The sequence below is a fragment of the Tepidimonas sp. HKU77 genome (assembly GCF_049728535.1).
In the GTDB taxonomy this organism is placed as follows: domain Bacteria; phylum Pseudomonadota; class Gammaproteobacteria; order Burkholderiales; family Burkholderiaceae_C; genus Tepidimonas.
Genome location: NZ_CP187300.1, coordinates 1,676,151 through 1,703,042, shown reverse-complemented (window position 1 = coordinate 1,703,042; position 26,892 = coordinate 1,676,151). Strand labels below are relative to the sequence as shown.

General features: G+C 69.1%; 25 protein-coding genes and 1 pseudogene. 12 read left to right on the top strand and 14 right to left on the bottom strand.

What is annotated here, in order from left to right; genetic code table 11:
* Entirely contained in the window at positions 1 to 258 is a 258-nt protein-coding gene (gene rpmA / locus ACPP3B_RS08165) for a 50S ribosomal protein L27 (protein ID WP_299022432.1), read from the bottom strand.
* 14 nt (positions 259 to 272) lie between these two features.
* Complete coding sequence (gene rplU / locus ACPP3B_RS08160; RefSeq protein WP_068606890.1) at positions 273 to 584, bottom strand: 50S ribosomal protein L21; 312 nt, start codon at positions 582 to 584, stop codon at positions 273 to 275.
* A gap of 161 nt (positions 585 to 745) precedes the next feature.
* On the opposite strand from rplU, the gene ACPP3B_RS08155 reads away from it, so the two are divergent.
* On the top strand, positions 746 to 1,975 hold the full coding sequence (locus tag ACPP3B_RS08155) for an MFS transporter (protein WP_299022440.1): 1,230 nt from the start codon (positions 746 to 748) through the stop codon (positions 1,973 to 1,975).
* Here ACPP3B_RS08155 and ACPP3B_RS08150 read toward each other — a convergent pair.
* Positions 1,958 to 2,890 carry a YeeE/YedE family protein gene (locus ACPP3B_RS08150; RefSeq protein WP_424858676.1) on the bottom strand — a complete coding sequence of 311 codons (933 nt, stop codon included), beginning with the start codon at positions 2,888 to 2,890 and terminating at the stop codon, positions 1,958 to 1,960. The two genes, ACPP3B_RS08155 and ACPP3B_RS08150, sit on opposite strands and share 18 nt — an antisense overlap.
* A 27-nt stretch (positions 2,891 to 2,917) precedes the next feature.
* On the opposite strand from ACPP3B_RS08150, the gene istA reads away from it, so the two are divergent.
* Together istA and istB are read left to right on the top strand one after the other, a co-directional pair.
* Positions 2,918 to 4,564, top strand: coding sequence for an IS21 family transposase (gene istA / locus ACPP3B_RS08145; RefSeq protein WP_045786200.1), 1,647 nt, complete (start codon positions 2,918 to 2,920; stop codon positions 4,562 to 4,564).
* Positions 4,561 to 5,325 carry an IS21-like element helper ATPase IstB gene (gene istB, locus ACPP3B_RS08140; protein WP_045786199.1) on the top strand — a complete coding sequence of 255 codons (765 nt, stop codon included), beginning with the start codon at positions 4,561 to 4,563 and terminating at the stop codon, positions 5,323 to 5,325. Before istA ends, istB begins: the two co-directional genes overlap by 4 nt.
* Here istB and ACPP3B_RS08135 read toward each other — a convergent pair.
* The 3 genes from ACPP3B_RS08135 to uvrA all read right to left on the bottom strand — a co-directional run bounded on the left by ACPP3B_RS08135 (position 5,320) and on the right by uvrA (position 11,852).
* A complete protein-coding gene (locus ACPP3B_RS08135; protein ID WP_424858675.1) occupies positions 5,320 to 5,700 on the bottom strand; it encodes a YeeE/YedE thiosulfate transporter family protein in 381 nt (126 codons plus the stop codon). The two genes, istB and ACPP3B_RS08135, sit on opposite strands and share 6 nt — an antisense overlap.
* A gap of 69 nt (positions 5,701 to 5,769) precedes the next feature.
* Positions 5,770 to 6,129 carry a hypothetical protein gene (locus tag ACPP3B_RS08130; protein ID WP_299022448.1) on the bottom strand — a complete coding sequence of 120 codons (360 nt, stop codon included), beginning with the start codon at positions 6,127 to 6,129 and terminating at the stop codon, positions 5,770 to 5,772.
* Positions 6,126 to 11,852 carry an excinuclease ABC subunit UvrA gene (gene uvrA / locus ACPP3B_RS08125; RefSeq protein WP_424858674.1) on the bottom strand — a complete coding sequence of 1,909 codons (5,727 nt, stop codon included), beginning with the start codon at positions 11,850 to 11,852 and terminating at the stop codon, positions 6,126 to 6,128. The genes ACPP3B_RS08130 and uvrA overlap by 4 nt, the downstream gene beginning before the upstream one ends.
* Positions 11,853 to 12,049: 197 nt before the next feature.
* Here uvrA and ACPP3B_RS08120 point away from each other — a divergent pair.
* Both ACPP3B_RS08120 and ACPP3B_RS08115 read left to right on the top strand, forming a co-directional pair.
* Positions 12,050 to 12,241: pseudogene (locus ACPP3B_RS08120) on the top strand (IS5/IS1182 family transposase); the annotation flags it as partial.
* 217 nt (positions 12,242 to 12,458) lie between these two features.
* Positions 12,459 to 13,013: a thioredoxin family protein gene (locus ACPP3B_RS08115; RefSeq protein WP_299019366.1), complete on the top strand. Its 555-nt coding sequence runs from the start codon at positions 12,459 to 12,461 to the stop codon at positions 13,011 to 13,013.
* Here the strand turns inward: ACPP3B_RS08115 and ACPP3B_RS08110 are convergent.
* The 6 genes from ACPP3B_RS08110 to ACPP3B_RS08085 are packed head-to-tail and all read right to left on the bottom strand — an operon-like array spanning position 12,994 to position 19,071.
* Positions 12,994 to 13,440, bottom strand: a complete 447-nt coding sequence (locus ACPP3B_RS08110) for a universal stress protein (protein WP_299019359.1) — start codon at positions 13,438 to 13,440, stop codon at positions 12,994 to 12,996. The genes ACPP3B_RS08115 and ACPP3B_RS08110 overlap by 20 nt on opposite strands.
* 36 nt (positions 13,441 to 13,476) lie before the next feature.
* On the bottom strand, positions 13,477 to 13,719 hold the full coding sequence (locus tag ACPP3B_RS08105; RefSeq protein ID WP_299019357.1) for a DUF1289 domain-containing protein: 243 nt from the start codon (positions 13,717 to 13,719) through the stop codon (positions 13,477 to 13,479).
* Positions 13,716 to 14,633: a hydroxymethylglutaryl-CoA lyase gene (locus tag ACPP3B_RS08100; protein WP_299019355.1), complete on the bottom strand. Its 918-nt coding sequence runs from the start codon at positions 14,631 to 14,633 to the stop codon at positions 13,716 to 13,718. Before ACPP3B_RS08100 ends, ACPP3B_RS08105 begins: the two co-directional genes overlap by 4 nt.
* Positions 14,630 to 16,657 carry an acetyl/propionyl/methylcrotonyl-CoA carboxylase subunit alpha gene (locus ACPP3B_RS08095; protein ID WP_424858673.1) on the bottom strand — a complete coding sequence of 676 codons (2,028 nt, stop codon included), beginning with the start codon at positions 16,655 to 16,657 and terminating at the stop codon, positions 14,630 to 14,632. Before ACPP3B_RS08095 ends, ACPP3B_RS08100 begins: the two co-directional genes overlap by 4 nt.
* 16 nt (positions 16,658 to 16,673) lie before the next feature.
* The gene (locus ACPP3B_RS08090; protein WP_424858672.1) at positions 16,674 to 17,453 is read right to left on the bottom strand and encodes an enoyl-CoA hydratase/isomerase family protein; all 780 of its coding nucleotides are present in this window, start codon (positions 17,451 to 17,453) and stop codon (positions 16,674 to 16,676) included.
* A 10-nt stretch (positions 17,454 to 17,463) separates the two neighbouring features.
* Positions 17,464 to 19,071, bottom strand: a complete 1,608-nt coding sequence (locus ACPP3B_RS08085; protein WP_424858671.1) for a carboxyl transferase domain-containing protein — start codon at positions 19,069 to 19,071, stop codon at positions 17,464 to 17,466.
* Positions 19,072 to 19,146: 75 nt separating this feature from the next.
* Here ACPP3B_RS08085 and ACPP3B_RS08080 point away from each other — a divergent pair, with 75 nt between their 5' ends.
* Positions 19,147 to 20,247, top strand: a complete 1,101-nt coding sequence (locus tag ACPP3B_RS08080; RefSeq protein ID WP_424858670.1) for an AraC family transcriptional regulator — start codon at positions 19,147 to 19,149, stop codon at positions 20,245 to 20,247.
* On the opposite strand, the gene ACPP3B_RS08075 is transcribed toward ACPP3B_RS08080, so the two are convergent.
* Entirely contained in the window at positions 20,223 to 20,642 is a 420-nt protein-coding gene (locus tag ACPP3B_RS08075; RefSeq protein WP_424858669.1) for a YchJ family protein, read from the bottom strand. The two genes, ACPP3B_RS08080 and ACPP3B_RS08075, sit on opposite strands and share 25 nt — an antisense overlap.
* 134 nt (positions 20,643 to 20,776) lie before the next feature.
* Between ACPP3B_RS08075 and ACPP3B_RS08070 the strand changes: the two genes are divergently transcribed.
* From ACPP3B_RS08070 to ACPP3B_RS08055, 4 genes are read left to right on the top strand one after another with little or no spacing between them, the layout of a single operon-like run.
* Complete coding sequence (locus tag ACPP3B_RS08070; RefSeq protein ID WP_424858668.1) at positions 20,777 to 21,790, top strand: sulfate ABC transporter substrate-binding protein; 1,014 nt, start codon at positions 20,777 to 20,779, stop codon at positions 21,788 to 21,790.
* A gap of 2 nt (positions 21,791 to 21,792) precedes the next feature.
* Positions 21,793 to 22,830, top strand: a complete 1,038-nt coding sequence (locus tag ACPP3B_RS08065) for a methionine ABC transporter ATP-binding protein (RefSeq protein ID WP_068606921.1) — start codon at positions 21,793 to 21,795, stop codon at positions 22,828 to 22,830.
* Entirely contained in the window at positions 22,823 to 23,500 is a 678-nt protein-coding gene (locus tag ACPP3B_RS08060; protein ID WP_068606923.1) for a methionine ABC transporter permease, read from the top strand. The genes ACPP3B_RS08065 and ACPP3B_RS08060 overlap by 8 nt, the downstream gene beginning before the upstream one ends.
* Before the next feature lie 42 nt (positions 23,501 to 23,542).
* Positions 23,543 to 24,340: a MetQ/NlpA family ABC transporter substrate-binding protein gene (locus ACPP3B_RS08055; RefSeq protein WP_068606925.1), complete on the top strand. Its 798-nt coding sequence runs from the start codon at positions 23,543 to 23,545 to the stop codon at positions 24,338 to 24,340.
* 27 nt (positions 24,341 to 24,367) lie between these two features.
* On the opposite strand, the gene ACPP3B_RS08050 is transcribed toward ACPP3B_RS08055, so the two are convergent.
* The gene (locus ACPP3B_RS08050) at positions 24,368 to 24,907 is read right to left on the bottom strand and encodes a peptide deformylase (RefSeq protein WP_333709159.1); all 540 of its coding nucleotides are present in this window, start codon (positions 24,905 to 24,907) and stop codon (positions 24,368 to 24,370) included.
* 109 nt (positions 24,908 to 25,016) lie between these two features.
* Between ACPP3B_RS08050 and ACPP3B_RS08045 the strand changes: the two genes are divergently transcribed.
* Both ACPP3B_RS08045 and ACPP3B_RS08040 read left to right on the top strand, forming a co-directional pair.
* Positions 25,017 to 25,508, top strand: coding sequence for a CoA-binding protein (locus ACPP3B_RS08045; RefSeq protein ID WP_068606928.1), 492 nt, complete (start codon positions 25,017 to 25,019; stop codon positions 25,506 to 25,508).
* A gap of 44 nt (positions 25,509 to 25,552) precedes the next feature.
* Positions 25,553 to 26,872, top strand: coding sequence for an O-acetylhomoserine aminocarboxypropyltransferase/cysteine synthase family protein (locus ACPP3B_RS08040; protein WP_068606930.1), 1,320 nt, complete (start codon positions 25,553 to 25,555; stop codon positions 26,870 to 26,872).
* The last annotated feature ends 20 nt before the right edge of the window (positions 26,873 to 26,892 follow it).

The window sequence follows — 26,892 nt, the reverse complement described above, 5'->3', positions numbered from 1 at the left end:
TCAGGCGGGAATGACGTTGACCACCTTGCGGTTGAGCGCGCCCTTGACGGCGAACTCGACCTTGCCCGCCACGGTGGCGTAGATGGTGTGGTCTTTGCCGATACCGGTGCCGGTGCCGGGATGGAACTGGGTGCCGCGCTGGCGCACGATGATCGCACCGGCGCTGACGTCCTGGCCGCCATACACCTTCACGCCCAGCATCTTGGGCTTGGAGTCGCGGCCGTTACGGGTGGAGCCGCCGCCTTTTTTCTGTGCCATGGTGGGTCACCTCGTCAGACGTTGATCGAGCCGATTTGCAGCTCGGTGAAGTTTTGCCGGTGGCCTTGGCGCTTTTGGTAGTGCTTGCGGCGACGCAGCTTGAAGATGCGCACCTTCTCACCCCGACCATGCGACACGACCGTGGCCGTGACCGTTGCGCCGCTGACCAAGGGGGTGCCCACCCGGATGTCCGCGCCGTTGCCCACGGCCAACACCTGGTCGATCACGATCTCTTGGCCTACGTCCGCAGCGATCTGTTCTACTTTGATTTTTTCGCCGGCAGCCACGCGATACTGCTTGCCGCCGGTTTTTATGACCGCGTACATAGGTTACCTCTTTGCTGAAAACGCCCCGCAACGCCCCGGATTCGCCCCGGGCAACGAGGACAGATACACTCGACGCCAAAGCGCCGAACCCGCAATTGTACAGAATCCCATCGTTTGCTGCCAAGCCCCCTTCCCCACGACTGCCCCACACTGCCATCGACATGTCCCTTGTGTCCCCGGCTTCGGCCGCGTCACCGTCACCACGCGGGCTGATCGCGATTTTCGGTTCCACCTTTTTCGAGCTGGTGGGCTATTTCATGCTCACGCCGTGGCTGATTCTGCGCCTGAGCGAGCAGCAAGCCCCCACGGCGCTCATCGGCCTGTTCGCGGCCAGCGCCTGGGTGGGCATTTTGCTGGTGACGCCGTTTGCCTCGGCGCTGACGCGCGCACTTGGGCGGCGGCGTGCGCTGTGGCTGTCGGGCGCCGTGCCAGTGGTGGCGGGCATCGGCTACGGGTTGCCGCTGGAGGGCTCGGCAGCGCTGGCGTTGTGGTTTGGCCTCAAGATGCTCGCAGGCATGGCGTCCGGGCTGCGCTGGGTGTTGGCCGAAGCGCTGGTGGCCGAGTTCGCCCCGCCTCACCTGCGCGGGCGAGCGGTGGGCCTGTTCGAGACCATGGTGGGGGCGACCTTCGTCATCGGGCCTTTGCTGCTGGCCGCCGTCGGGCCGTCCAGCCCGCAGGCGCTGTGGTTGTCGGTGGCGCTGCTGGCCGTGGGGCTGGGCTGGGCGCTGCGGGTGCCCCCGCTGCCGCCCGAGCCCGACGCGCACGACGCCCACGTGGGCTGGCGTGGCGTGTGGGCGGCGCTGCGGGCGCACCCCGTCATCATGGCGGCGGGTTTTTGCGGCGGTTTTTTCGAAAGCGGGCTGACCTCGATCCTGCCCCTGTACGGCGTGGCGCTGGGGCTGGGGGCGGCCGCGGCGGCGCTGCTGGTGTCTGCCAGTGGACTCGGCAGCGCGATGTGGATGCTGCCCGCCGGGGCACTGGCCGACCGGATGGGGCGTAGGCCCGGGCGGCGCGGCGGCGCGGGCGGTGCCCGGCTGCAGCTGATGCGGGTGTGCGCGGCCGTCACGCTGGTGGCCACCCTGATCATCCCCTGGGTGGCGGGCACGCCTTGGCTGGCGTGGCCGGTAGCCTTTCTATGGGGCGGCGCTGGGGGTTGCTTGTACACGCTGGCCATGATCGACATCGGCGCGCGCGAACGCGGCGTCACACTGGTCAACAGCACCGCCGTGCTGGTCATGGCCTACACGCTGGGCGGGGTGCTGGCGCCGTCGCTGGCGGGCGCAGCCCTGCAGTGGGCGCCGCGCGTGGGCTTTCCGGCGCTGCTCACCGCGGTGGCACTGGTGTGTCTGGTGCTGCTGGCGCGGGCGCGCACGTCAGGGCGCGCGGGCTAGGTCGCCCAAAGCACCGGCGGTGGGCATCATCTCCCGGGGCTGGGGACGGTCGATCAGGCGATCGGCGATTCCGCCCCCAACCCACATGCCGAGGAGCGTCAACCAGGCCGTCAGGGCAAAGATCGATCCGCCCGTCATGCCCGCGCCGACCGCACAGCCACCGGCCAGCATGGAGCCAAAGCCCATCAGCACCGCGCCGACGATGTAGCGCGGCATGGTATAGGCGCCGCCGAAGCCCTCCAACTTCCACTCACGCCCGACCAGCGCCCCGGCCAGCGAACCCAGAAAGACGCCCGGCATCAGCCCCAGCCCGAAGGTCCAGGGTTTGTTGGGCTCGGCCAACACGCGCATCAGCCATTCGGCCGATGGGCCGCTGAAGGTCATGCCCTGGATCTGCACCGGCTCGAACGAGTGCGTCATGACCTGGTAGCTAAAAACCCAGGCCAGCGCGACCATCAGGCCCGTGGCGGCCCCACCGAACCACTTCCAGAACCCCCAGCCGCTGCGCACGGCAAAAAACAAGGCGGCAGCCGCCCACACCAACCCGAGTAGCAACCCCAACCAGGGCCCGCCACCCAACCAAGCCAGCACATCGCGTGATGGCCCGCCCTCGACGACCCACCAACTGCCGACGGCCTCGCGCCACGGGGCCAGCACCCCGCCCAGCGAGGCCTGCGCGGTGACCGCGAAGATCAATCCCGACAGCAAGGCGCGCAAGTTGCCGTTGGCCGACAGCACGAGCAAGCGGCTGGCGCAGCCGCGCGTCATCACCATGCCCAGCCCGAACCCCCGGCGGCCACCCAAAGTGCTCCACTTATGGCCACCCAAATTGCTCCACCTGACCAGTGGTGACCTGATGCATTGAGCTTGGCATGTTGGTCGCCCGCTGGCCGACAGGCAGGACGTTACTTTCACCCCCTCACCAACGAGGGGACCACCGGAGTGAACGTCTTGAAGCCACACTTGCAAACCACCATATGGACGCTGCTGGAGGCCAACGCCAGCCAGCGAGAGATCGAGCGGGTCACAGGTATCTCCCGTCACACCATCCGCGCCTACCGGCAACGCTTTGCGGCCGAACGGGCAAACTGCCCCGGGGTGGCCACCGGCTCTGAGGCGGTGGCCAGTCAAACTGCCCCACCCCGGCCACCGGCTCCTGCTGTTGCCCCTGCGCCACTGGCCTCCTCCCTGTGCGAACCCCACCGTGAGTTCATCCAGGCGCAGTTGCGTCTCAAGCGCAACGCCATGGCCATCTTCCAGGACCTGGTCGACCAGCACGGCTTTGCCGGCCAGTACAACTCCGTCAAACGCTTCGTGGCCCGACTGCGCCAGAAGGAGCCCGAGCAGTTCGACCGCCTGAGCTTCCTGCCCGGCGAGGAGATGCAGGTCGACTACGGCGAAGGCGCTCCCACCCGGGTGCCGGGTTCTGATCGGTACCGCAAACCCCGCCTGTTCGTGGCCACGCTGCGCTACTCGCGGGCAAGCTTTCGCTGCGTGGTCTGGAAGTCCAGCCACCAGATCTGGGCCGAGCTGCACGAGCGGGCCTTTCGCTTCTTTGGTGGTTGCCCCCAGTACGTGGTGCTGGACAACCTCAAGGAAGGCGTCATCACGCCCGACCTGTACGAACCCGAACTCAACAAGGTCTACGCTGCCACCCTGGCGCACTACCATGTGGTGGCCGACCCAGCCCGGGTACGCGACCCCAACCGCAAGGGCACGGTCGAGCACGCTATCGGCCACACCCAGGCCACGGCCTTGAAGGGCCGGCGCTTCGAGTCCATCGAGGCCCACAACGAGTTCCTGGCGCACTGGGAGAAGAACTGGGCGGCCAAGCGCATCCACGGCACCGAGCGGCGCCAGGTGCAGGCCATGTTCGAGGAAGAACGCGCCTACCTCAAGGCGCTGCCGCTGTTGGGCATGCAGTATTTCAGCGAGGTCGAGCGCACGGTGTGCGATGACAGTTGCGTGCGCGTCGCGCACAGCAGCTACGCCGCGCGCCCGGCGGCCATCGGATCGAAGGTGCTGGTGCGCATCTACGCCCAGCGCATCGAGATCCGTGAGGCCAGCACGGGCGATCTGCTGCGCACCCACCCCAAGGCCGAGCGTCCTGGCTCTGTCGTGCTGCCCCAGGACGAGCGGGTGTTCAACCCCTCGCGCGAGACCCGCTACATCCTGCGCCAGGCCAGCGAGATCGGCGAACATGCGGCCCGTCTGTGTGAGCTGCTCTTTGCCATCGAGGGGCGGGTCGGGCAGCGCAAGCTCTGGGGCATCGTGGCTCTGGTGCGGCGCTACCCGGCCCACTGCGTCAACGCCGCCTGTGCCCAGGCCCTGGAGCAGGGCATCTACAGCTACAAGCGCGTGCTGGCTTTGAGCGAGGGTCTTTTTGCCCAGGCGCTCGCCGCCATTGAAGCCCATGCCAGCGGTGACAACGGCGCGGTGCTCACCACCCCAGAGCTGACCCAGCAGCACGGGCTCATCCGCGATGTCGATGAGTACGGTGATCTCTTCGCGCACGCCGCAGCCACGGCCACGGCAACCGTATCCAGTACCACCGCTGCCACCACCACCGCACCGGGGAGCCTGGCATGAACCTGGCCGAGATCGAACGCGCGCTGCGCGAATTGCGCCTCTCGGGCATTGCCGAGACCCTGTCGACCCGCGTGATGCAGGCCCAGGCCAGCCAGGAGCCGTTCCTGGAGACCTTCGCCGCCATGCTGCAAGACGAGCTGGACCGGCGCCGAACGCGCCTGATGGAGCGCCGCTACAAGCGCTCGGGGCTGGATGAGAAGGTCACGCTGGCCGACTTTGACTGGCGCTTCAACCCCAAGCTGCCCAGATCGGCCTGCTTTGAGCTGCACACGCTCAAGTTCATCGCAGAGGGCGCCAATGCACTGATCGTGGGCAAGCCCGGCACGGGCAAGAGCCACTTGGCCAAGGCGGTGGCCTACCAGGCCACGCTGGCCGGTCACGATGTGCGCTATCTGGAGGCGGACACCGAGTTTGGCCGCTACGCGCTGGGCAATGCCACCGAGCGGGGCTCACTGCTCAAGGAGTGGGTGCAGCCCGACCTGCTGGTCCTGGATGACCTGTTCCTGGCGCGGCGCATCAGCGAGCACGCCGCCGAGGTGTTGCAGGCCATCGTGCACCAGCGCTACAAGTTGCGCAGGTCGATCGTGGTGACCTCCAACCGGGTGGTGCAGGACTGGGGTAAGTATCTGGGCGACGCCACCATGGCCACCACCATCCTGGACCGCCTGATGCACCGCTGCGCGATGCTGGAATTCGAGGGCAAGAGCTACCGCCTCAAGGAGGCCGCCGCGCGCATCGCCATCAGCCCTGAAGCCTCATAATTCGACCGTCCTGCCTGGAGCAGTTTGACCGGCCACAAGTGGGGCAGTTTGGGGTGGCCATCGGGGCCCGAACAGCAGGCCGCCAATGACCGCACCCGACAGGCTGCCACGGGTGGCCAGCTGGCGCGCGCTGCTGACGTCCAGCCAGCCCAGCAGCACGGCGGACTGCACCGCCACGACGGCCGTCGAAAACGCCAGTAACCACACCGCCAACTTGTCACCAAAGCGCCGATGCCAAAACTCGATGACCGCTGCGCGCAGGCAAAACTTGGAGCGCTGCCCGAAAAACCCAAACCCCAAGCCCAGCACCAAGCCCCCAGCGGCCAATATCCCCGCCTCGCCCCAGCGCTCGATCCACGCGGTCCAGTCGATCATGATGACACCATCGATCCATTCGAATCTTCGAATGGTGCGCGCACGCCGGGACCCGTGGCTTGACGCGGATCAACTCGGGGACGGGTTTTCGACCGCGGCGTCGCAGTCGCACCCGCTGCCCGCGGCGATCCAGCGCGCCAGCCATGGCTGCGCGCGCGCCGTCAGCCAGCGCCCGATACGTCCGTCCCCCCAGCCCAGCAACGCACCCGGGTCGTGCAGCACCCCGCAGCGGTAGCGCCGCTCGGTCGCCACCCAGCGCAGCGCCACGCACGCTCCGCACCGGCGGCGACTCAGCACGATGCCGACCGGACACGGCTCGAGCAGACAGCACACACCGCAGCCGTTACAGGGCTGGCCCCAGGCGGGTTTGGGTGGCGCGTCGGGTTCGATCCACACCACGCGCGCCGGCGTGGCCGCGGTTGGCTTCACGTATCCCCCCGTGCCAGCACGGCGGCCAGCGCCTGCCCCGTGTGCGTGCCTTGGCACACCAAGTCCTCGGGGGTACCCTCGCCCACCACACGGCCGCCACCCGCCCCGCCCTCGGGACCCAGGTCGATGACCCAATCCGCCTCCGCGATCAGGTCCAGGTCGTGCTCGATGACGACGACGCTATGCCCGCCATCGACCAGCCGGTGCAGCACCCGGATGAGCTTGTCCACGTCGGCCATGTGCAGGCCCACGGTCGGCTCGTCCAGCACGTATAGCGTGTGCGGCGCTTTTTGCCCGCGCCGGCCAACGTCATCGCGCACCTTGCTCAGCTCCGTCACCAGCTTGATGCGCTGCGCCTCGCCACCGGACAGCGTCGGGCTCGGCTGCCCGAGCGTCAAATAACCCAGTCCCACGTCTTGTAGCAGGTGCAGCGGGTGCGCGATCGCGGGCATGGAGGCAAAGAAGTCCACCGCCTCGTCCACGGACATGGCCAGCACCTCGCCGATGGACCGGCCGCGCCAGGTCACGGCCAGCGTCTCGGGGTTGAAGCGCGCCCCGCCGCAGGCCTCGCACGGCACCTTGACGTCGGGCAGGAAGCTCATTTCGATCGTGCGCACCCCCTGCCCCTCGCACACCGGGCAGCGGCCATCGCCGGTGTTGAAGGAAAAGCGCCCGGGACCATAGCCACGGGCCTTGGCCTCCAGCGTTTCGGCATAGAGCTTGCGAATCGCATCCCAAAAACCGACGTAGGTGGCCGGACACGAGCGCGGCGTTTTGCCGATCGGGGTCTGGTCCACCTCCAGCACGCGGTCGATGACCTGCACACCATCGATGCGCGCACAGCCGCTCCAGCGCAGCGCGCGGCTGCGCCGGGGCGCGGCCAGCGCCGCCGCCACGTTGGCCAGCAGCACGTCGCGCGCCAGCGTGGATTTGCCCGAGCCGCTCACGCCGGTGACGGCCACCAGCCGGTGCAGCGGCACGCGCACGTCGATCCCCTGCAGATTGTGGCGCTGTGCCCGGCGCACCCACAGCGCAGGGGCGTCGTCGGTCACGGGGCGGCGCGGCTGCAGCGGGTGGCGCATCGCCTGCGCCAAATAGCGGCCGGTCTGCGACTCGGGCGTGCGCATCAGGTCGTCGACGCCGCCTTGTGCCACCACCCGCCCCCCGCGGCGCCCGGCACCGGGGCCGATGTCGATCAGGTGATCGGCGCGGCGGATCGTGTCCTCGTCGTGCTCCACCACCACCAGCGTGTTGCCATGCTGACGCAAGGCGTGCAACGCGTCGAGCAGGATGCGGTTGTCGCGCGGATGCAGCCCAATGGTGGGTTCGTCGAGCACGTAGCACACGCCCTGCAGGTTGGAGCCCAGCTGCGCCGCCAGCCGGATGCGCTGCGCCTCGCCACCCGACAACGTGGGCGCGCCACGGTCGAGGGTCAGATAGCCCAGCCCCACCTGCTGCAAAAAGCGCAGGCGGCTTTCGATTTCGGGCAACAGATCGCGGGCGATGTCGGCCTCGCGCCCGCTGAGGGCGTCGGGCGCGCGCAGTGTACGCACCCAGGCCAACACCTCATCGACGCTCCAGCGCGCGATGTCGGTGATGGGGCGATCGCGGAAGCGCACCGCGCGCGCGATGGGGTTGAGGCGGGTACCACCGCAGGTGGCGCACGGCTCGTCGCCCAGATCGTCCAGCTCGGGCTCGGCAAAGGTGTGCTCGCGCCCGCGCGCGTCGTCGCGCGTGCGGTCGTCGAGCGCGCGGCGCTGCTCGCGCGTGAGCTGCACCCCGGTACCCACGCAATCCGGGCACCAACCATGCGGGCTGTTGTACGAAAACAAGCGCGGGTCCAGCTCTGGGTAGCTGGTGCCACACACCGGGCAGGCGCGCTGGGTAGAGTACACCGCGGCCTCGGCATCCCCTTCGGCCAGGGCGTGCACCACCCCCTTGCCATGCTGTAGCGCCTGCGCAAGGGCCTGGCGGAGATCCGCCTCCGCCGCCGGTGTCACGCGCAGCGTCGCCACCGGCAGCTCCAGCGTGTGCTCTTTGTAGCGGTCCAGGCGCGGAAAGCCCTGTGTGGGCAGCATCTGTCCATCGACGCGCAACTGTGGGTAGCCACGCTGCGCGGCCCACTCCGCCCATTCGGTGTACACCCCTTTGCGGTGGACGACCAGTGGTGCCAGCACGCTGAGGGTGCGCCCCCGATAGCGCTGCAGCCACTGGGCGACGATGCGCTCGGGCGTCTGCGGCTGCACCGGCGCACCATCGTGCACGCAGTGCTGCACCCCCAGCTTGACATACAGCAGCCGCAGATAGTGCCAGACCTCGGTCACCGTGCCGACGGTGGACTTGCGCCCCCCGCGCGAGAGACGCTGCTCGATCGCCACCGTGGGAGGGATGCCCCAGACGGCGTCCACCTCCGGGCGGCCCGCCGGTTGCACGATGCTGCGCGCATAGGCGTTGAGGCTCTCCAGGTAGCGGCGCTGCCCCTCGTTGAACAGAATGTCGAACGCCAACGTCGATTTGCCCGAACCACTGACGCCGGTGATGACGGTGAAGCGCCCGTGCGGAATGTCCACCGACAGGTCGCGCAGGTTGTGTTCGCGCGCGTGCACGATGCGGATCGCATCGGGCGGCGCCGCGGGGCGCGCCACGGGGGCCGCAGCGGCGGGACGCGGCTCACCCGCGGCCGCCGCCTCGCCGATGGCCTGGGCGTACTCGCGCAACGCGGCCGCGGTGTGGCTGCTGGGGTGCTGGCGCAGCTCCTCGGGCGTACCGGCGAACACGACCGTGCCCCCTTCATCACCGCCTTCCGGCCCCAAGTCGATGACCCAGTCGGCCGCCCGGATCACGTCCAGGTTGTGCTCGATGACCACCAGCGAATGCCCGGCCTCCAGCAGCTTGCGCAGCGCGCGCATCAGTTTGGCGATATCGTCGAAGTGCAGACCCGTGGTCGGCTCGTCGAACAAAAACAGCATGCCGCGCGCGCGCCCCGTCTTGTCCGCCCAGGGAGCGCCGGGGTCGCCGACCGGCACGCCGCGGCGCGCGCCGCGCTTGGGCGCCTGGGGTGTCGCAGCGGCCAGATGGCCTGCGAGCTTGAGGCGCTGCGCCTCGCCGCCCGAGAGCGTCGGCACCGGCTGGCCCAGGCGCAGGTACTCCAGCCCCACGTCCAGCAGTGGCTGCAACACCCGTATCACCTCGCGGTCGGCGGCGAAACACTGCACCGCTTCGGCCACGGTCAGCTCCAGCACGTCGGCCACGCTCAGCCAGCGCCCACCGCGCTCGATGGTCACCTCCAGCACTTCGGGGCGGTAGCGCCGCCCGTGACAGTCAGGGCAGCGCAGGTACACGTCAGACAGAAATTGCATCTCCACGTGCTCGAAGCCCGAGCCGCCGCAAGTCGGGCAACGCCCGTCGCCGCTGTTGAAGCTGAATTTGGCCGCCGTGTAGCCGCGCTGCTGCGCCAGCGGCGTCTGCGCGAACAGGGTGCGGATGGCGTCCCACGCGCCCACATAGCTGACCGGGTTGGAGCGCGCCGTTTTGCCGATCGGCGTCTGGTCGACGAAAACCACGCCCTCCAGATGGTCGGCACCGAGCAGTCGCTCGTGCGCGCCAGGGGCCTCGGTGGGCTGGCCGAAGTGACGCAGCAGCGCCGGTGCCAGGATGTCTTGCACCAGCGTCGACTTGCCCGAGCCGCTGACCCCCGTGACCACGACCAGCCGTTGCAAGGGGAACGCGACGTCGATGCCGCGCAGGTTGTGCTCGCGCGCGCCTTCGACGATCAGGCGCGGGGTCGATTCGGTGACGCGGCGCTTGACGCCGAAGCCGATCTGGCGCCGCCCCGACAAGTACTGCCCAGTGAGCGTATCGGCACGGCGCAGCGCATCCGGCGGGCCGTCGAAGACGATGCGCCCGCCGCGCTCGCCGGGGCCGGGCCCCATGTCCAGGATGCGGTCGGCGGCCAGCATGACCGCTGGGTCGTGCTCCACCACCACCAGCGTGTTGCCCGCGTCGCGCAGCCGCGCCATCGCCTGGTTGATGCGCGCCATGTCGCGCGGGTGCAAGCCGATCGAGGGTTCATCGAGCACGAACAGCGTGTTGACCAGCGAGGTACCCAGCGCCGTGGTGAGGTTGATGCGCTGCACCTCGCCGCCCGAGAGCGTGCGACTTTGCCGATCCAACGTCAGGTAGCCCAGCCCCACTTCGCACAGGTAGCGCAACCGGGTCGCGATCTCGTCGAGCAGCAGCCCTTGCGCCTGGCGTTCGCCCGCGGGCAGTTCGGCCACGCGCGCCCGCAACCGCTCGACGAACTGGCGCAGCCGCGTCAGCGGCAGCCGCATCAGGTCGTGCAGGCACAACCCAGGCAGCACCTGCAGCTGCGCATCCGTCCATGCCACGCCGCGGGGGCGAAAGCGCTGCTCGGGGGGCAACACGGCGTCGGCGTCTTCCCGCGTGCCCAGCCGCCACAACAGGCTCTCGGTTTTGAGTCGTGCGCCACCACAATCCGGGCATTCGGTGTAGCTGCGGTATTTGGACAGCAGCACCCGGATGTGCATCTTGTACGCCTTGCTCTCCAGATAGTCGAAGAAGCGGCGGATGCCGTACCACTGGCGCTGCCAGTCACCCGACCAATGCGGCGAGCCCTCCAGCACCCACTGCTGCTGCGCGGGCGACAACTGATACCACGGGGTGTCGCGCGGGATGCCCGCTGCCTCTGCGTGGCGCAACAGATCGTCCTGACACTCCCGAAACGCGGGGGTCTGGATCGGCTTGATGGCACCGGCGCGCAGTGTCAGCTTGGGGTCGGGAATCACCAGCCCCCAGTCCACGCCAATGACGCGCCCAAAGCCGCGACAGGTGTCGCAGGCGCCCGCCGGCGAGTTGAACGAAAACAGCGACGGCCGCGGATCGGCGTAGCGGATGTCGCTCTCCGGGCAGTGCAGGCCGGTGGAATACCGCCACAGGGCCGGTTCAGCCTCGCCCTCGGCCAACGCATACACCGTCACGCGACCGCCGCCGCGGCGCAGGGCAACCTCCACCGCCTCGGCCACGCGCGCGGGGTCGGCACTGCCCAGGCGAAAGCGGTCCGCCACCACATCCAGCCGCCGCCGCTCGCCCACCACCTGCTGCGCCTGCACGCGCGTGTAGCCACTGGCCGAGAGCCACTGCTGCACGTCCTCATCCGACGTGCTGGCCGGGAGTTCGACGGCAAACGTCACCACCAGCCGCGGATCGCCCGCCGCCGCCGCGCGCGCCCGCAGGTCGGCCACGATCGTCTCCACCGTGTCGTGGCGCACGGGCAGCGCCGTCACCCGGTCGAACAACTGGGCCGCGCGCGCAAACAGCAGTTTCAGGTGGTCGTTGAGCTCGGTCATCGTCCCGACCGTGGAGCGCGACGAGCGCACCGGGTTGGTCTGGTCGATGGCGATCGCTGGCGGCACGCCGTCGATGTGGTCCACCGCCGGACGGTCCATGCGGTCCAAAAACTGCCGCGCGTAGGCCGAGAACGTCTCCACGTAGCGGCGCTGCCCTTCGGCAAACAGCGTGTCGAACACCAGGCTGGATTTGCCCGAGCCGCTGGGGCCGGTCACCACCGTCAGCTCACCGGTGCGGATGTCCAGGTCGAGGTTGCGCAGATTGTGCTGTCGCGCGCCGCGGATGCGGATGACGCCCGCTGGCGTGGTTGCCTCGGCATCGACTGCGCTAGCGTCTGCACCTGCCACGACTTTCATCGACCACGGCCCTCGGGATGGATGGAGAGCCCTGCATTGTAGGGAGAGAGCCCGACGCCAGCCGACCGCGGGTTTTACACACCCGAGGTGCACTCACACGGCTCCCAGAGGAGCCGCTGCCTCAATCCCCACCCTTGCCAAGACCGGGCACCATCACATCGACGCACTCTCTCCCACCCAGCCAACAAACCCGCCCTGTGCTAACCCCGACGAGCTTTGCTGAACTCGAGTACTTCTCCAAGAAGACGCCCACCCCGCGCGAGCGCTTTCTGGCCGAGATCGAAGCCGTAGGGCTTTGGGCTGTGAATCAGGGAATCGAGGACGCGGTGTACGACAGGCAGGCCATCCGCCGCTTTGTCAGCATCGACCTGACGCGCGAGGACACGCCCCCGATGCCACTGCACACATAATCAGGGCCGAGGGCGCTCAGAAGAGGCAGAAATCGACCGCTTTCTACCCCTCATGACCACATCCCCGCCGCCGCCTGCGGCCCCACCTCTGTGCAACCCGCCGGCGCGGCTGCGCTCGAGACGAGCAGGCGGGGTTCGTTTAGCGGTTCCTTAGATTACCATCGTTACCACCGAAACGACACAAGGAGCAACACCGATGGCTGCCATCCCACCCGTTTGCGACTTTGGCTGGAAAGCCCCTGGCTTCGACCTGCCCGCCACCGACGGACGCCGCTACCGTTACGAGGACATCCGCGGCCCCAAAGGGACGCTGGTGATGTTCATCTGCAACCACTGCCCATACGTACAGGCGATTCTGCCGCGGCTGGTGCCCGTGACGCGCACGCTGCTCGACATGGGCATCGGGGTGGCTGCGATCTCGTCCAACGACCCCGCGGCTTACCCCGAGGATTCGTTCGAACACATGCAGCGCGTTGCGCAGGAGCGGGGCTTTCCGTTCCCCTACCTGTACGACGAGACGCAGGAGGTGGCGCGCGCTTGGGGCGCAGTCTGCACGCCGGACTTCTTTGGCTTCAACGCCCAGGACGAGCTGCAATACCGGGGTCGCTTCGACGCGTCGCGCAAGGAGGCCGCGCCGCCCGGCACGCCGTGCGATCTGTTGGATGCAATGCGCCTGATCGCACAGACCGGCCAGGGGCCGCGCGATCAGGTGGCCAGCATCGGCTGCTCGATCAAGTGGCGCTCGGTTTGACGATCAGCACCGGCACCTTGGCGTACGTGAGCACTTTCTGGGCTACGCTGCCCAGAATGAGCGCCTGCACGCCCTTGCGGCCGTGCGAGCCCATGACGATCAGGTCGCAGCCCTCGGCCTCTGCGGTTTCCAGTATCCCTTCGTAGGTGACGTTGCGCTCGATGGTGTCGCCGGCAAACGGCACGCCGCGCTCGGCACAGACTTGCTTGAGGTCGTCCAGCGCCCGCGTGGCGGCGGCCTGCGCCTCGGCCAGATACGCCTGCAGCCCAATGGCCGATGCGTCACCGATACCGATGTAGGGGAACGGGTCGATCACATACACGCCCACGATCTCGGCGCCGTGCTGCTTGGCCAAATCGGCCGCCAGCGTGCCCGCGGCGTGCGACAGGGCCGAGCCATCGACGGGAACGAGGATTTTCTTGAACATGGATCATGCCTCCTGCGAAGTGACGGTCATGACATCTTAGCCGACGCCGGTGGCCTGCCGCGCCTCGATGGCCTGCCAGATGCGCCGGCGAGTGACATCGTCGCTCGTACCCCAGCCAGCGATCTCGTCGAGCGTGCGCCAGCAGCCGGCACACCAACCGGTGGCCTCGTCGATGCGGCAGACCCCAATACAAGGCGACGGCACCGGCGCCCCCGGGGGCTGGCGGCGCAGGGCGTCGGCCAACGACAGGCGCGGCCGAGGCGGGGTCGATGCGCTCATGAGCACCCCCGCGCCCGCAGCGCCCGCCCCGCGCGCGACGCCGTGGGACGGCCCAAGCGCTCGCTGATCCAGGCCCCGGTCTCGGCCAGCGCGCCCAGATCGATGCCAGTCTCGATGCCCAGCCCGTGCAGCAGGTACACCACGTCCTCGGTGGCGACGTTGCCAGTCGCACCAGGCGCGTACGGGCAGCCGCCCAGCCCCGCCACCGATGTCTGAAAATTCCACACCCCCATTTGCAGCGCTGCCAGCGTGTTGGCCAACGCCTGTCCATAGGTGTCGTGGAAGTGGCCGCTGATGTGGTCGATGTCGTAGTGCGCCAGCGCCGCCTCGATCGCGCGTTGCACCTTCAACGGCGTGCCCACCCCAATGGTGTCGGCCACGTCCACCCGTTGCACGCCGATGGCCTTCATCCGCGCGGCCAACTCGCCCACCCGCTGCGGGGGGATGTCGCCCTCGTAGGGGCAGCCCACGGTGCAGCTCATGGCCCCGCGCACGGCAATGCCGGCATTGCGCGCGGCCTCGACCACAGGGGCAAAACGCTCGATGCTCTCGGCAATGCTGCAGTTGATGTTGCGGCGGCTGAACGCCTCGCTGGCAGCACCAAACACCACAATCTCATCGGGCCGATCCCGTAGCGCCGCTTCCAACCCTTTGAGGTTGGGCGTGAGCACCGAGTAGCGCACCCCGGGCTGGCGCTGGATGCCTTGCATGACGGCGTGGTTGTCCGCCATCTGCGGCACCCACTTCGGGCTAACGTAGCTGGTGACTTCGATCTCGCGCAGCCCCGCGGCCTGCAGGCGGTGCACGAGCTCGACTTTGACCTCGGTGGGCACGGGTTGGGCTTCGTTTTGCAGGCCGTCGCGCGGGCCGACGTCGATCAGACGCACGCGGCTGGGGTAGTTGGTCGTGCTCATGGTGTGCGCATCCGCAACAAGTCGGCTCCCTCGGCCACTTGGTCACCCGGAGCGTACAGCAACGCCTCGACCACGCCGTCAGCAGGGGCGGCAATGGTGTGCTCCATTTTCATGGCTTCCAGCACCGCCAGTGGCTGGCCCCGCTTGACCGCCTCGCCCGGCTGCACCGCAAAGCGCACCACCTTACCTGGCATGGGTGCGGTCAGCCGCCCGCCTTCGCTGGCCGCGTCACCCGCGTGCGCCAACCGATCGACCGCCACCAGCGCCACCGCACCGTCGGGCGTGAACACGTGCACACGTTCGCCATCGGCGTACACGGTGGCGCGCCACGCGTGCCCAGCCCACTGCACGCCCAGCGCCCAGTCGCCACCGGGGTTGGGCTGCCAGCGCAGCGGGCCTTCCAGGGCGGCTTCACCGTCCCCGATGCGAAGCACGCACCCAACCCCGCGCGGCCACGACAGTCGCACGTCCAGCGACTCGTCGCCCCAGCGGAACGTCAGGGTGCGCGTGCGCACGCCGTGGCTGGCAAAGCCATCGCCCGCGCTCCACGGATCAGCATCGGCCTGCGCTTGCCAAGCCTGCAGCGTGTGGGCGGCTGCAATGGCGACCGCCGCTTCGCGCGACAGGGCCGACACGCCAAACAACACCGCTTGCTCGCGCTCGATGAGCGCGGTGTCCAGATGCGCCTGCGCAAACGACGCGCTGCGCACCACCCGGCGCAAGAACGCCACGTTGTTGGCCACGCCCACGATGTGCAGGCGCGCCAGCGCCTCGTCCAACCGCGCCAGCGCCTGTGCGCGCGACTCCCCGCGCACGATCAGCTTGGCGATCATCGAGTCGTAGTGCGGGCTGATGGTGTCGCCCTCGGCCACGCCATCGTCGATGCGCACGTCCGCCACCGTGAAGGCGCTGCACGCCGGTTTGCGGTAGACGGCCAGGCGCCCCGTCGCGGGCAAAAACTGGTTGTCGGGGTTTTCGGCGCAGATGCGCGCCTCGATGGCATGCCCACGCAGGGTCAGCGCCTCTTGGGTCAGCGGCAACGGCTCGCCGGCGGCCACGCGCAGCTGCCACTCCACCAGGTCCAGCCCTGTGATCGCCTCGGTCACCGGGTGCTCCACCTGCAGCCGCGTGTTCATCTCCATGAAGTAAAAGCGCATCGCCTCGGGGTGGTCGTAGCCCAGCGGTTGCTCGACGATGAATTCGACCGTTCCCGCACCCACATAGCCCACCGCGCGCGCCGCGGCCACTGCCGCTAGCCCCATTTGCTGGCGCAGCGCGGGCGCGAGCCCTGGCGCCGGGGCCTCCTCCAACACCTTCTGGTGGCGACGCTGCACCGAGCAGTCGCGCTCGAACAGGTACACCGCGTTGCCGTGCGTGTCGGCAAACACCTGAATCTCAATGTGGCGTGGGCGCTGCACGTACTTTTCGATCAGCACCGCGGCGTTGCCGAAGCTGGCGAGCGCCTCGCGCTGGCAGGCGGCCAGTGCCTCGTCGAACGCCTCGGGCGCCTCCACGCGCCGCATGCCTTTGCCGCCGCCGCCGGCGCTGGCCTTGATGAGCACGGGGTAGCCGATGCGGTCCGCCTCGGCCTTGAGCACGCGGGCGTCTTGCTCGCTGCCGTGGTAGCCCGGCACCAGGGGCACGCCCGCCGCCTCCATCAAGCGCTTGGACTCGGCCTTCAGCCCCATGGCGGCGATCGCCGACGGGGGCGGGCCGATGAACACCAGCCCCGCGTCGGCGCACGCCTGCGCGAAGCGGTCGTTTTCACTGAGGAAGCCGTAGCCCGGGTGGATGGCCTGGGCACCGGTGGCGAGTGCGGCGGCGATGATGCGCTCGCCACGCAGGTAGCTGTCGGCAGGGGCCGCGCCGCCGATGCACACCGCCTCGTCGCAGGCCGCCACGTGGCGCGCCTGCGCGTCCGCTTCGGAGTACACGGCGACGGTGCGGATGCCCAGGCGGCGCGCCGTGGCCGCGACGCGGCAGGCGATCTCCCCACGGTTGGCGATCAGAATTTTTTGGAACATGAGAACAACCACTCCGTCACACCAGCCACTGGGGCTTGCGCTTGTGCAAAAACGACTGGACGCCCTCGCGCCCCTCGGCGCTGGCACGGATGTCGGCGATGGCCTCGACGGTGCGGGCCACCAGCGCGTCATCCAGCGGTGCCTCGGCCACCTCGTGCACGAGCCGCTTGGCCGCCGCCAGCGCGCACGGCCCCGCGCTGCACAGCGAGCGCACGAGGGCGTCCACACGCGCATCCAGAGCATCGGGCGGCACCACCTCGTGCACGAAGCCGATGCGCAGCGCCTCGGCAGCGTCGAAGCGTTCGGCGGTCAAAAAATAGCGTTGCGCCGCCCGCACACCCATCGCACGCACGACGTAAGGGCCAATGGTGGCCGGGATCAGCCCCAGCTTGACCTCACTCAGGCAAAAACCCGCCGTCTCCACCGCCAGTGCGATGTCGCACACCGCCACCAGCCCGACGCCGCCGGCATAGGCATCGCCCTGCACCCGTGCCACGGTCGGCTTGGGGCAGTCGTGGATGGTGCGCAGCATGGCGGCCAAGCGGCGGGCGTCGGCCAGATTCTCCTCCCGGCTGTAGTCGGCCATGCGGCGCATCCAGTTCAGGTCCGCCCCGGCGCAAAACGCTGGGCCCTCGGCCGCCAACACGATGGCGCGCACGTCCGCGCGCGCGCCCAACGTTTGAAACGCCGTGGTCAACTCGGCGATCACGTCGTCGTTGAAGGCATTGCGCACATCGGGCCGGGTCAGGGTGACGGTGGCGCGCGGGCCGTCGACGGTGATGGTCACGTTGGCCATGGTTGCCCCCTCACATGCGGAACACGCCAAAGCGTGTATCGGGAATCGGCGCATTCATCGCCGCCGACAGGCCCAGTGCCAGCACGCGACGCGTGTCGGCCGGGTCGATGACGCCGTCATCCCACAAGCGCGCGGTAGCGTAGTAAGGGTGGCCTTGGCGCTCGTACTGCGCGCGGATCGGCACCTTGAACGCTTCTTCCTCCTCGGCGCTCCAGGTGCCACCCTTGGCTTCGATGCCGTCGCGCTTGACCGTGGCCAGCACGCTGGCCGCTTGCTCGCCCCCCATGACGCTGATGCGCGCGTTGGGCCACATCCACAGGAAGCGCGGCGAGTACGCGCGCCCGCACATGCCGTAGTTGCCAGCGCCGAAGCTGCCGCCGATGATGACGGTGAACTTGGGCACCTGCGCGCACGCCACCGCCGTCACCATCTTGGCGCCCGCACGCGCGATGCCGGCGTTCTCGTACTTGCGGCCGACCATGAAGCCGGTGATGTTCTGCAGGAACACCAGCGGCACCTTGCGCTGGCAGCACAGTTCGATGAAGTGCGCGCCCTTGTCGGCGCTTTCGGCAAACAAAATGCCGTTGTTGGCGACGATGCCCACCGGCATGCCTTCGAGGTGCGCAAAGCCGCACACCAGCGTCGTGCCGTAGCGCGCCTTGAACTCGTGGAACTCCGAGCCGTCCACGAGGCGCGCGATGATCTCGCGCACGTCGAACGGCTTGCGCGCATCGGTCGGGATGACGCCGTAGAGCTCCTCGGCCGGGTACAGCGGCGCGCGCGGCTCGCGGCGCGCCACCGGCCAGTCCTTGCGGCGGTTCAGCCGCGCCACCGCCTCGCGCGCCAGCGCCAGCGCGTGCAGGTCGTTCTCGGCCAGGTGGTCGGCCACGCCCGACAGGCGCGTGTGCACGTCGCCGCCGCCCAGATCCTCGGCGCTGACGACCTCGCCGGTGGCGGCCTTCACCAGCGGCGGGCCGCCCAGGAAGATCGTGCCCTGGTTCTTGACGATGATCGTCTCGTCGCTCATCGCCGGCACGTAGGCCCCGCCCGCCGTGCACGAGCCCATCACCACCGCGATCTGCGCGATGCCCTGCGCGCTCATGTTGGCCTGGTTGTAAAAGATGCGGCCGAAGTGGTCGCGGTCCGGGAACACCTCGTCCTGGTTGGGCAGGTTGGCGCCGCCCGAGTCCACCAGGTAGATGCACGGCAGCCGGTTCTGCTGCGCGATCTCCTGCGCGCGCAGGTGTTTCTTCACCGTCATCGGGTAATAGGTGCCGCCCTTGACGGTGGCGTCGTTGCAGACGATGACGCACTCCACGCCCGACACGCGGCCGATGCCCGCGATCAGCCCGGCTGCCGGGGCGTCGTTCTGGTACATGTCCAGCGCCGCCAGCGGGGCGATTTCCAGAAACGGCGTGCCGAGGTCGAGCAGCATTTCGACCCGCTCGCGCGGCAGCAGCTTGCCGCGCGCGGTGTGCTTGGCGCGGGCGGCCTCGCCGCCGCCCTGCGCCACCTGGGCGATGCGGGCGTGCAGGTCATCGACCAGCGCGCGCATGGCGGCGGCATTGGCCTGGAAATCGGCCGAACGGGGGTTGAGTTGGGTGGCAATGGCGCTCATGGTGGCGCGATTGTCCCGCCGCACGGGCGCGCCGGCCAGCGGGCAAACCCGCCCGAATGGTTGCAGAATGCGCCAATGGCGTCGCGATTTCGCTCCCCTTCCCCCGCACCATCCCGGCCGGCGCCGGTGGCCGCTACGCCGGCTGCTTTCGCGCAGGCCATCGTGGCTGCGTATGGCCGCCGCGGACAGTCGGCCGCGGCGGCGCTGGCAGCGGCGGGGCTGGACGAGGCCGCGCTGGCCGCCCCGGACGCCCGCCTCACCAGCCTGCCCTTCGAGCGCCTGAGCGCCCACGCCATGCGCGAACTGGACGACGAGGCGCTGGGCTGGTTCTCGCGCCGGCTGCCCTGGGGCAGCTACGGCATGCTGGCGCGGGCCTCGCTGACCGCACCCGATCTGGGACTGGCGCTGGCGCGCTGGTGCCGCCACCACCGCCTGCTGACCGATGACGTGACGCTGACGCTGGAGCGCACCGGCGACACCGCCACACTGCGTCTGACCGAACAGCGCGCGCCGGGCGCGGACATCGCCGATGCCACGGAACGCGCCACCACCCGCGAGTTCGCCCACGTCTCGCTGCTGCGCAACGCGCTCGGCCTGGCGGCCTGGTTCATCGACTCACGCATCGGGTTGCGCGAGGCGGCCTTCGCCTACCCCGCACCGCGGCATGCCGACGCCTACGCGGTGCTGTTCCCCGGCGCGCACGTGGGCTTTGACGCCACGCAGACGGTCGTCACCTTTGACGCGGCCTACCTGGACCAGCCGCTGCGGCGCGACGAGGCCGCCCTGCGCGCGATGCTGCAGCGGGCTGTGGCGCTGATGGTGCACCCGGACCGCCGCGACCGCCTGCTGGTCGAACGCGCGCGCACCTGGCTGCGCAGCCACCCGGACGGCGCCAGCGCTAAGCGGCTGGCCGATGCGCTGCACGTCTCGGTGCGCACGCTGCAGCGGCAGTTGCACGAGGCCGGCACGAGCGTGCAGGACCTGAAGGATCAGGTGCGGCGCGACCTGGCCACCGAGCACCTCCTGCGCACGCGCTGGCCCGTCAAGCGCATCGCTGCCCACGTGGGCTTCGACAACGAAAAAAGCTTCATCCGCGCCTTCAAGGCCTGGACCGGGCTGACGCCGGCGGCGTTCCGACAGGCGGCGGGGCCTCAGCGCACGTCGCCGTCCACGTAGAACCAGCGCCCGCCCTCGCGCACGAAGCGGCTGACCTCGTGCAGGCGCTGGCCGCGGCCCGCCACGCGCGAGCGAGCCACGAACTCCACCTCGGCGCGGTCGGCGTCGAGAGCGCGGTGGCGTCTGACCTCCAGCCCGAGCCACGTCACCGCGGGCTCCAGCGTCAGCTCCGCGGGCCGCGTGCTCGCGTGCCAGGTGGCCAGCAGGTGCGCCACATCCCCGCGCACGAAGGCCGTGTAGCGCGAACACATCAGCGCCTCGGCGTCGGGGGCCGGCACCGCGGCGCCGGGCTCGCGGTGGGGACCGCAACACGCGGCGTACGAACGGGCGCGGCCGCGGGCGTCGAGGCGTGCGCAGGGACAGGGATCGACCGGGCGGGGCGACGGAGACGGCATGGCGGCGGCATTGTGGGGGAAGATGGTCCGCCTCGAAAGATCAATTGGTTATTTATAAATAGAAATATATTGGTTCCATTTATTTTAAAAAGCCAGCAACATGCCGTCCGAGGACATTTCAAGGAGTTGCCGACATGCACCGCCGCCAACTGCTCCCGATCCTGGCGCTGCTGCCGGGCATCGGTGCGACCCTTCCCGCGCTGGCCCAGCCCCGCCCCCCGATCATCCTGCTCAACGTCTCGTACGACCCCACGCGCGAGCTGTACGTCGACCTCAACGCCGCCTTCGCTCGTGGTTGGAAGGCACAGACGGGTCAGGACGTCGCCATCCGGCAGTCGCACGGCGGCTCCGGCAAGCAGGCGCGCTCCATCATCGACGGGCTGGAGGCAGACGTGGCCACCCTGGCGCTGGCCGGCGACATCGACGCGCTGAACGAGCACGGGCAGCTCATCCCCAAGGACTGGCAAAAGCGCCTGCCGCACAACTCAGCGCCGTACACATCGACCATCGTGCTGGTGGTGCGCCAGGGCAACCCCAAGGGCATCAAGGACTGGGATGACCTGATCCGGCCCGACGTGAAGGTGATCACGCCCAACCCCAAGACATCGGGGGGCGCGCGCTGGAACTACCTGGCCGCCTGGGAGTACGCCAAGCGCAAGTACGGCAGTGACGCCAAGGCCCGCGAATTCGTTGCCAAACTGTATGGCAACGTCCCGGTGCTGGACACCGGCGCACGGGGCTCGACCATCACCTTCGCGCAACGCCAGCAGGGCGATGTGCTGATCGCCTGGGAGAACGAAGCCTACCTGCTGGAAAAGGAATTCGGCACCCGCTTCGACATTGTCGTTCCGTCGCTGAGCATCCTGGCCGAGCCACCTGTCACGGTCGTGGACAAGATCGTGGACCGCAAAGGCACGCGCAAGGTTGCCGAGGCCTACCTGCGCTTCCTGTACACCGACGAAGCCCAGGACATCATCGGCCGCCACTTCTACCGACCGCGCTCGCAGCAGGCGCTGGCCAAACACGCCCAGCAGTTCCCGCGTCTGCCGCTGTTCACTATCGACGAGGCCTTTGGCGGCTGGGCCCAAGCCACGCGCACGCACTTCGCCGACGGCGCCTCGTTCGATCAGATCTACACGAAGCGCTGACCATGATCGAACTGCGGGGTATCCACCATTGGTACGACAGCGCCGGCGGACGCGTCCATGCCCTGCGCGGCGTGAACCTGACGGTGCAGCCGGGCGAGGTGTTCGGCATCATCGGCCGCAGCGGCGCGGGCAAGAGCTCGCTGGTGCGCACAATCAACCTGCTCAACCGCCCCACCGAAGGCACGGTCACCGTGGCCGGCCAGGCGTTGACGCAACTGGACGCGGCGGCGCTGCGCGCCGCCCGGCGGGAGATCGGCATGATCTTCCAGCACTTCAACCTGCTGTCGTCGCGCACGGTGTACGACAACGTCGCCCTGCCGCTGGAGCTGGCCGGGCTGTCGCGCGAGGCGATCCGCGCCCGCGTCATGCCGCTGCTGGAGCTGGTCGGACTGGCGGGGCTGGCGCAGCGCTACCCGGCGCAGATCAGCGGCGGGCAGAAGCAGCGCGTGGGCATCGCCCGGGCGCTCGCCAATCAGCCCAAGGTGCTGCTGTCGGACGAGGCCACCTCGGCGCTGGATCCCGAGACCACGCGCGCCATCCTGGGCCTGCTGCGCGAGATCAACCGCGAGCTGGGCCTGACCATCGTGCTGATCACACACCAGATGCAGGTGATCAAGCAGGTGGCGCACCGGCTGGCGGTGATGGAAGCAGGCGAGATCGTGGAGCAGGGCGACACGCTGGCGGTGTTCAGCCAGCCGGGGCATGACGTGACACGGCGCCTGCTGGACGAGGTGATGCCCAGCGAGCTGCCGCCGGCGGTGCTGGCGCGCGTGCGCGCACTGATCCGGGCGGACGGGGCCGGAACCCGGCTGTGGCGCGTGAGCTTTGCCGGCGAATCGTCAGACCGGCCCCTGATCGCAGACCTGGTGCGGCGCTTCGGCCTGGACCTCCACATCGTGCACGGGCAGATCGACGAGGTGCAGGGGCGGCCCTTCGGCAACCTGGCGGTGCTGGCCCGCGGCGCGCAGGAATCGCTGCAGGCTGCGGTGCGCCACCTGCAGGGTGCCGGCCTGCGCGTGCAGGAGGTGGCCCATGGCTGAGTGGCTCTCGACCCACTTTCCCCCTGCGCTGATCGAGCTGTTTGTCGATTCGCTGGGCGAGACGCTGGTGATGGTCGGCCTGTCGGGCCTGGCCGGTGCCGTGCTCGGCATTCCGCTGGGCGTGCTGCTGCGCCTGACGGATCGGGGCGGCGTGATGGAAAACGCGGCCTTCAACCGCACCGTCGGCGCACTGGTCAATGCCGTGCGCTCCACGCCGTTCATCATCCTGCTGGTGGCGATCATCCCGCTGACGCGGCTGCTGACGGGTTCCTCGATCGGCACGGCCGCGGCTGTCGTGCCCCTGACCGTGGCGGCGGCCCCCTTCATCGCGCGGCTGGTGGAGGCCTCGCTGCGCGAGGTGGACGCCGGCCTGATCGAGGCGGCGCAGGCGATGGGGGCCACCCATACGCAGATCGTCTTCAAGGTGCTGCTGCCCGAGGCCGTGCCCGGCATTGTGGCCGGCCTGACGATCACGCTGGTGAGCCTGACGGGCTATTCCGCAATGGCCGGCGCCATCGGCGGTGGCGGCCTGGGTGACCTGGGCATCCGCTACGGCTACCAGCGCTTCATGCCCGAGGTGATGGCTGCCGTGGTGCTGGTGCTGATCGTGTTCGTGCAGGCGGTTCAGAGCGCAGGCGACTGGCTGGTGCGGCGCCTGAGCCACCGCTGAGCTGGATTTTTCACCCTTCTTTTTTCCGACAAGAGGTCATTCATGCAAAAACGTCACTTGCTTCAATCCGCCGTCGCCCTGGCCGTGGCATGGTCCGTGGGCGGCCCCGCGCTGGCGCAGGACAAGCCCCTCAAGATCGGCGTGACGGCCGGGCCGCACGCGCAGATCTTCGAGCAGGTCAAGAAGGTCGCCGAGAAAGACGGCCTGAAGATCCAGATCATCGAGTTCAGCGACTACGTGCAGCCCAATGCCGCGCTGGCGGCGGGCGACCTGGACGCCAACAGCTATCAGCACAAGCCCTACTTGGACCAGCAGATCCAGGACCGCGGCTACAAGTTTGTCCCGGTGGGCTACACGGTCAACTTCCCGATAGGCATTTACTCCAAGAAGGTCAAGCGACTGGAGGATCTAAAGGAGGGCGCGCGCTTCGGCATCCCGAACGACCCGACCAACGGCGGGCGGGTGCTGCTGGTGCTGCAGGACAAGGGGTTGATCAAGCTGCGGCCGGAGGCGGGTCTGAAAGCCACCCCACTGGATGTGGTGAGCAATCCCAAGAAGCTGCGCTTTGTCGAACTGGATGCCGCCCAACTGGCGCGCTCGCTGGACGATCTGGACGCCTCTGCGGTCAACACCAACTACGCCCTGCCCGCCGGCCTGCACCCGGGGCGCGATGCCATCGCCCAGGAGAGCGCCAAGAGCCCCTACGTGAACCTGATCGCCGTGCGCGAGCAGGACAAGGACAAGCCGTGGGTGTCCAAGCTCGTCAAGGCCTATCAGTCGGAGCCGGTGCGGCAGTTCATCCTCACCGAGTTCAAGGGCGCCGTGTTGCCTGGGTTCTGACACCGGCCGCAGCGCCAGCCGATCCGGTCAATCATCCGGCGTATCGGGCAGCCCCGGAAACAGCACGTCCACATAGCCCAGTTGCGTGAGGTCCGTCATGCGCGTCGGGTACAGCCGCCCGATCAGGTGGTCGCATTCGTGCTGCACCACCCGGGCGTGGAAGCCCTCGACCTCGCGTTCGAGCGGGCGGCCGTGTGCGTCAAAGCCGCGGTAGCGGATGCGCCGGAACCGCGGCACCCGGCCGCGCAGGCCCGGCACCGAGAGGCAGCCCTCCCAGTCCGTCTCCTGTTCATCGCCCAGCGGCTCGATCACCGGATTGATGAGCACGGTGGGCGGCACGGGCGGGGCTTCGGGGTAGCGCGGGTTGGGCCGGCCCGTGCCAAAGATCACCACCTGCCAGTCCTCCCCGATCTGCGGGGCCGCCAGACCGGCGCCGTTGGCGGCGGCCATGGTGTCGCGCAGATCCTGCAGCAGCGCCGGCAGGAAGGGGGCGCCAAAGTCGGTGACGGGCCGGGCGACACGCAGCAGGCGCGGGTCACCCATCTTGAGGATGGGACGGACGCTCATGGGAACGGATGCACGTGGGCGGATGGTGGATGATTGTGGCGGTTTTCCTGCACACCCGGACGTGCGCCCGGCACATCCACAAGGCCCCGCGCTGCCCTACACTGGCGCCATGAGCACCATCGCCGATCTGCGCCGCATCCTTGCGAGCTGCCGCACCCTGGCCGTGGTCGGCCTGTCGCCGCAGTGGCACCGGCCGAGCTTCTTCGCCGCCAAGTACATGCAGGCGCACGGCTATCGCATCGTGCCTGTCAACCCCGGAGCGACCGAAATCCTGGGCGAACGCTGCTACCCCAGCGTGACGGCCGCTGCACAGGCCCTGGCCGAGCGCGGCGAGCGCATCGACATGGTGGACTGCTTCCGCCGCAGCGACGACATCCCGCCGATTGCCGAGGAGGCCATCGCCATTGGCGCACGCTGCCTGTGGCTGCAGCTCGGCGTGGTGAACGAGGCCGCCGCCGCCCGGGCCCGCGCCGCCGGGCTGGACGTGGTGATGGACCGCTGCGTCAAGATCGAGCACGCCCGCCTGTTCGGCGGACTCAACTGGGCGGGGGTGAACACCCGCGTGATCTCGGCCAAGCGGCCCCACCAGCTGCCCTACTGAGGCCCCCTGACGCGCCGACCCGGCGCACGCGACGAGACGACCCCATGGCAGACCACGACTTCGGCTTCGGCACCCGCGCCATCCACGCCGGCGCCATCCCCGACCCGGTGACCGGCGCGCGCGCCACCCCCATCCACCAGACGACGAGCTTCGTGTTCGACAGCGCGGAGCACGCCGCCAGCCTGTTCAACCTGCAGACCTTCGGCAACGTCTACAGCCGCATCTCCAACCCCACCGTGGCGGTGCTGGAGGAGCGCGTCGCCGCGCTGGAAGGCGGTCGGGCGGCGCTGGCCTGCGCCAGCGGCATGGCCGCGCAGATGACGGCGCTGCTGGCCATTCTCAAGGCCGGGGACCACATCGTCGCCGCCTCCACGCTGTACGGTGGCACCGTGGGCCAGTTGGGCGTGGGCTTCCGGCGGCTGGGTATCGAGACCACCTTCGTCGACCCGTCTGACCCGGAGAACTTCCGCCGCGCGATCCGGCCCCAGACTCGCGCCCTCTATGGCGAGACGATCGGCAACCCACGCCTGAACGTGCTCGACATCGCCGCGGTAGCCCGCGTGGCGCACGAGCACGGCCTGCCGCTGGTGATCGACAACACCGTGGCCAGCCCCTACCTGTGCAACCCGTTCCAGTTCGGGGCGGACATCGTGGTGCACAGCGCCACCAAGTACCTCGGCGGGCACGGCACCACCATGGGCGGGCTCGTGGTGGAGTCGGGCCGCTTCGACTGGGGGGCGCCCGGCACGCGCGAGAAGTTCCCCGAGATGCTGGAGCCCAGCGCCGCCTACCACGGCGTGAAGTTCTACGAGACCTTCGGCGACTTCGGCTACACCATGAAGGCGCGCATGGAAGTCAACCGCACCTTCGGCGGCTGCCTGTCGCCACTGAACGCGTGGCTGCTGCTGCAGGGCATCGAGACCCTGCACCTGCGCATGCAGGCCCACTGCCGCAATGCGCTGCGGGTGGCGCAGCACCTGGCCGAGCACCCGCGCGTGGCCTGGGTCAACTACCCCGGCCTGCCCGACTCGCCCGACCACGCGCTGGCCCGCCAGCAGTTCCGCGCCATCGACGGCGCGCCCGGCTGCTCGGGCATCCTCAGCTTCGGCATCCGCGCCGACGACCCGGCCCGTGCGGGCGAGCACTTCATCGACGCCTGCGAGTTCCTGAGCCACCTGGCCAACATCGGCGACGCCAAGACCCTGGTCATCCACCCGGCGTCGACCACGCACCGCCAGCTCAGCGCCGCCGAACTGGCCGCGGCCGGCGTCGGCCCGGACATGATCCGGCTGTCGGTGGGCATCGAGGACGTCGAGGACATCCTCTGGGACATCGACCAGGCGCTGGACCAGGCGGTGGGCTGAGCCGCGGCGAAGTCGCCCGG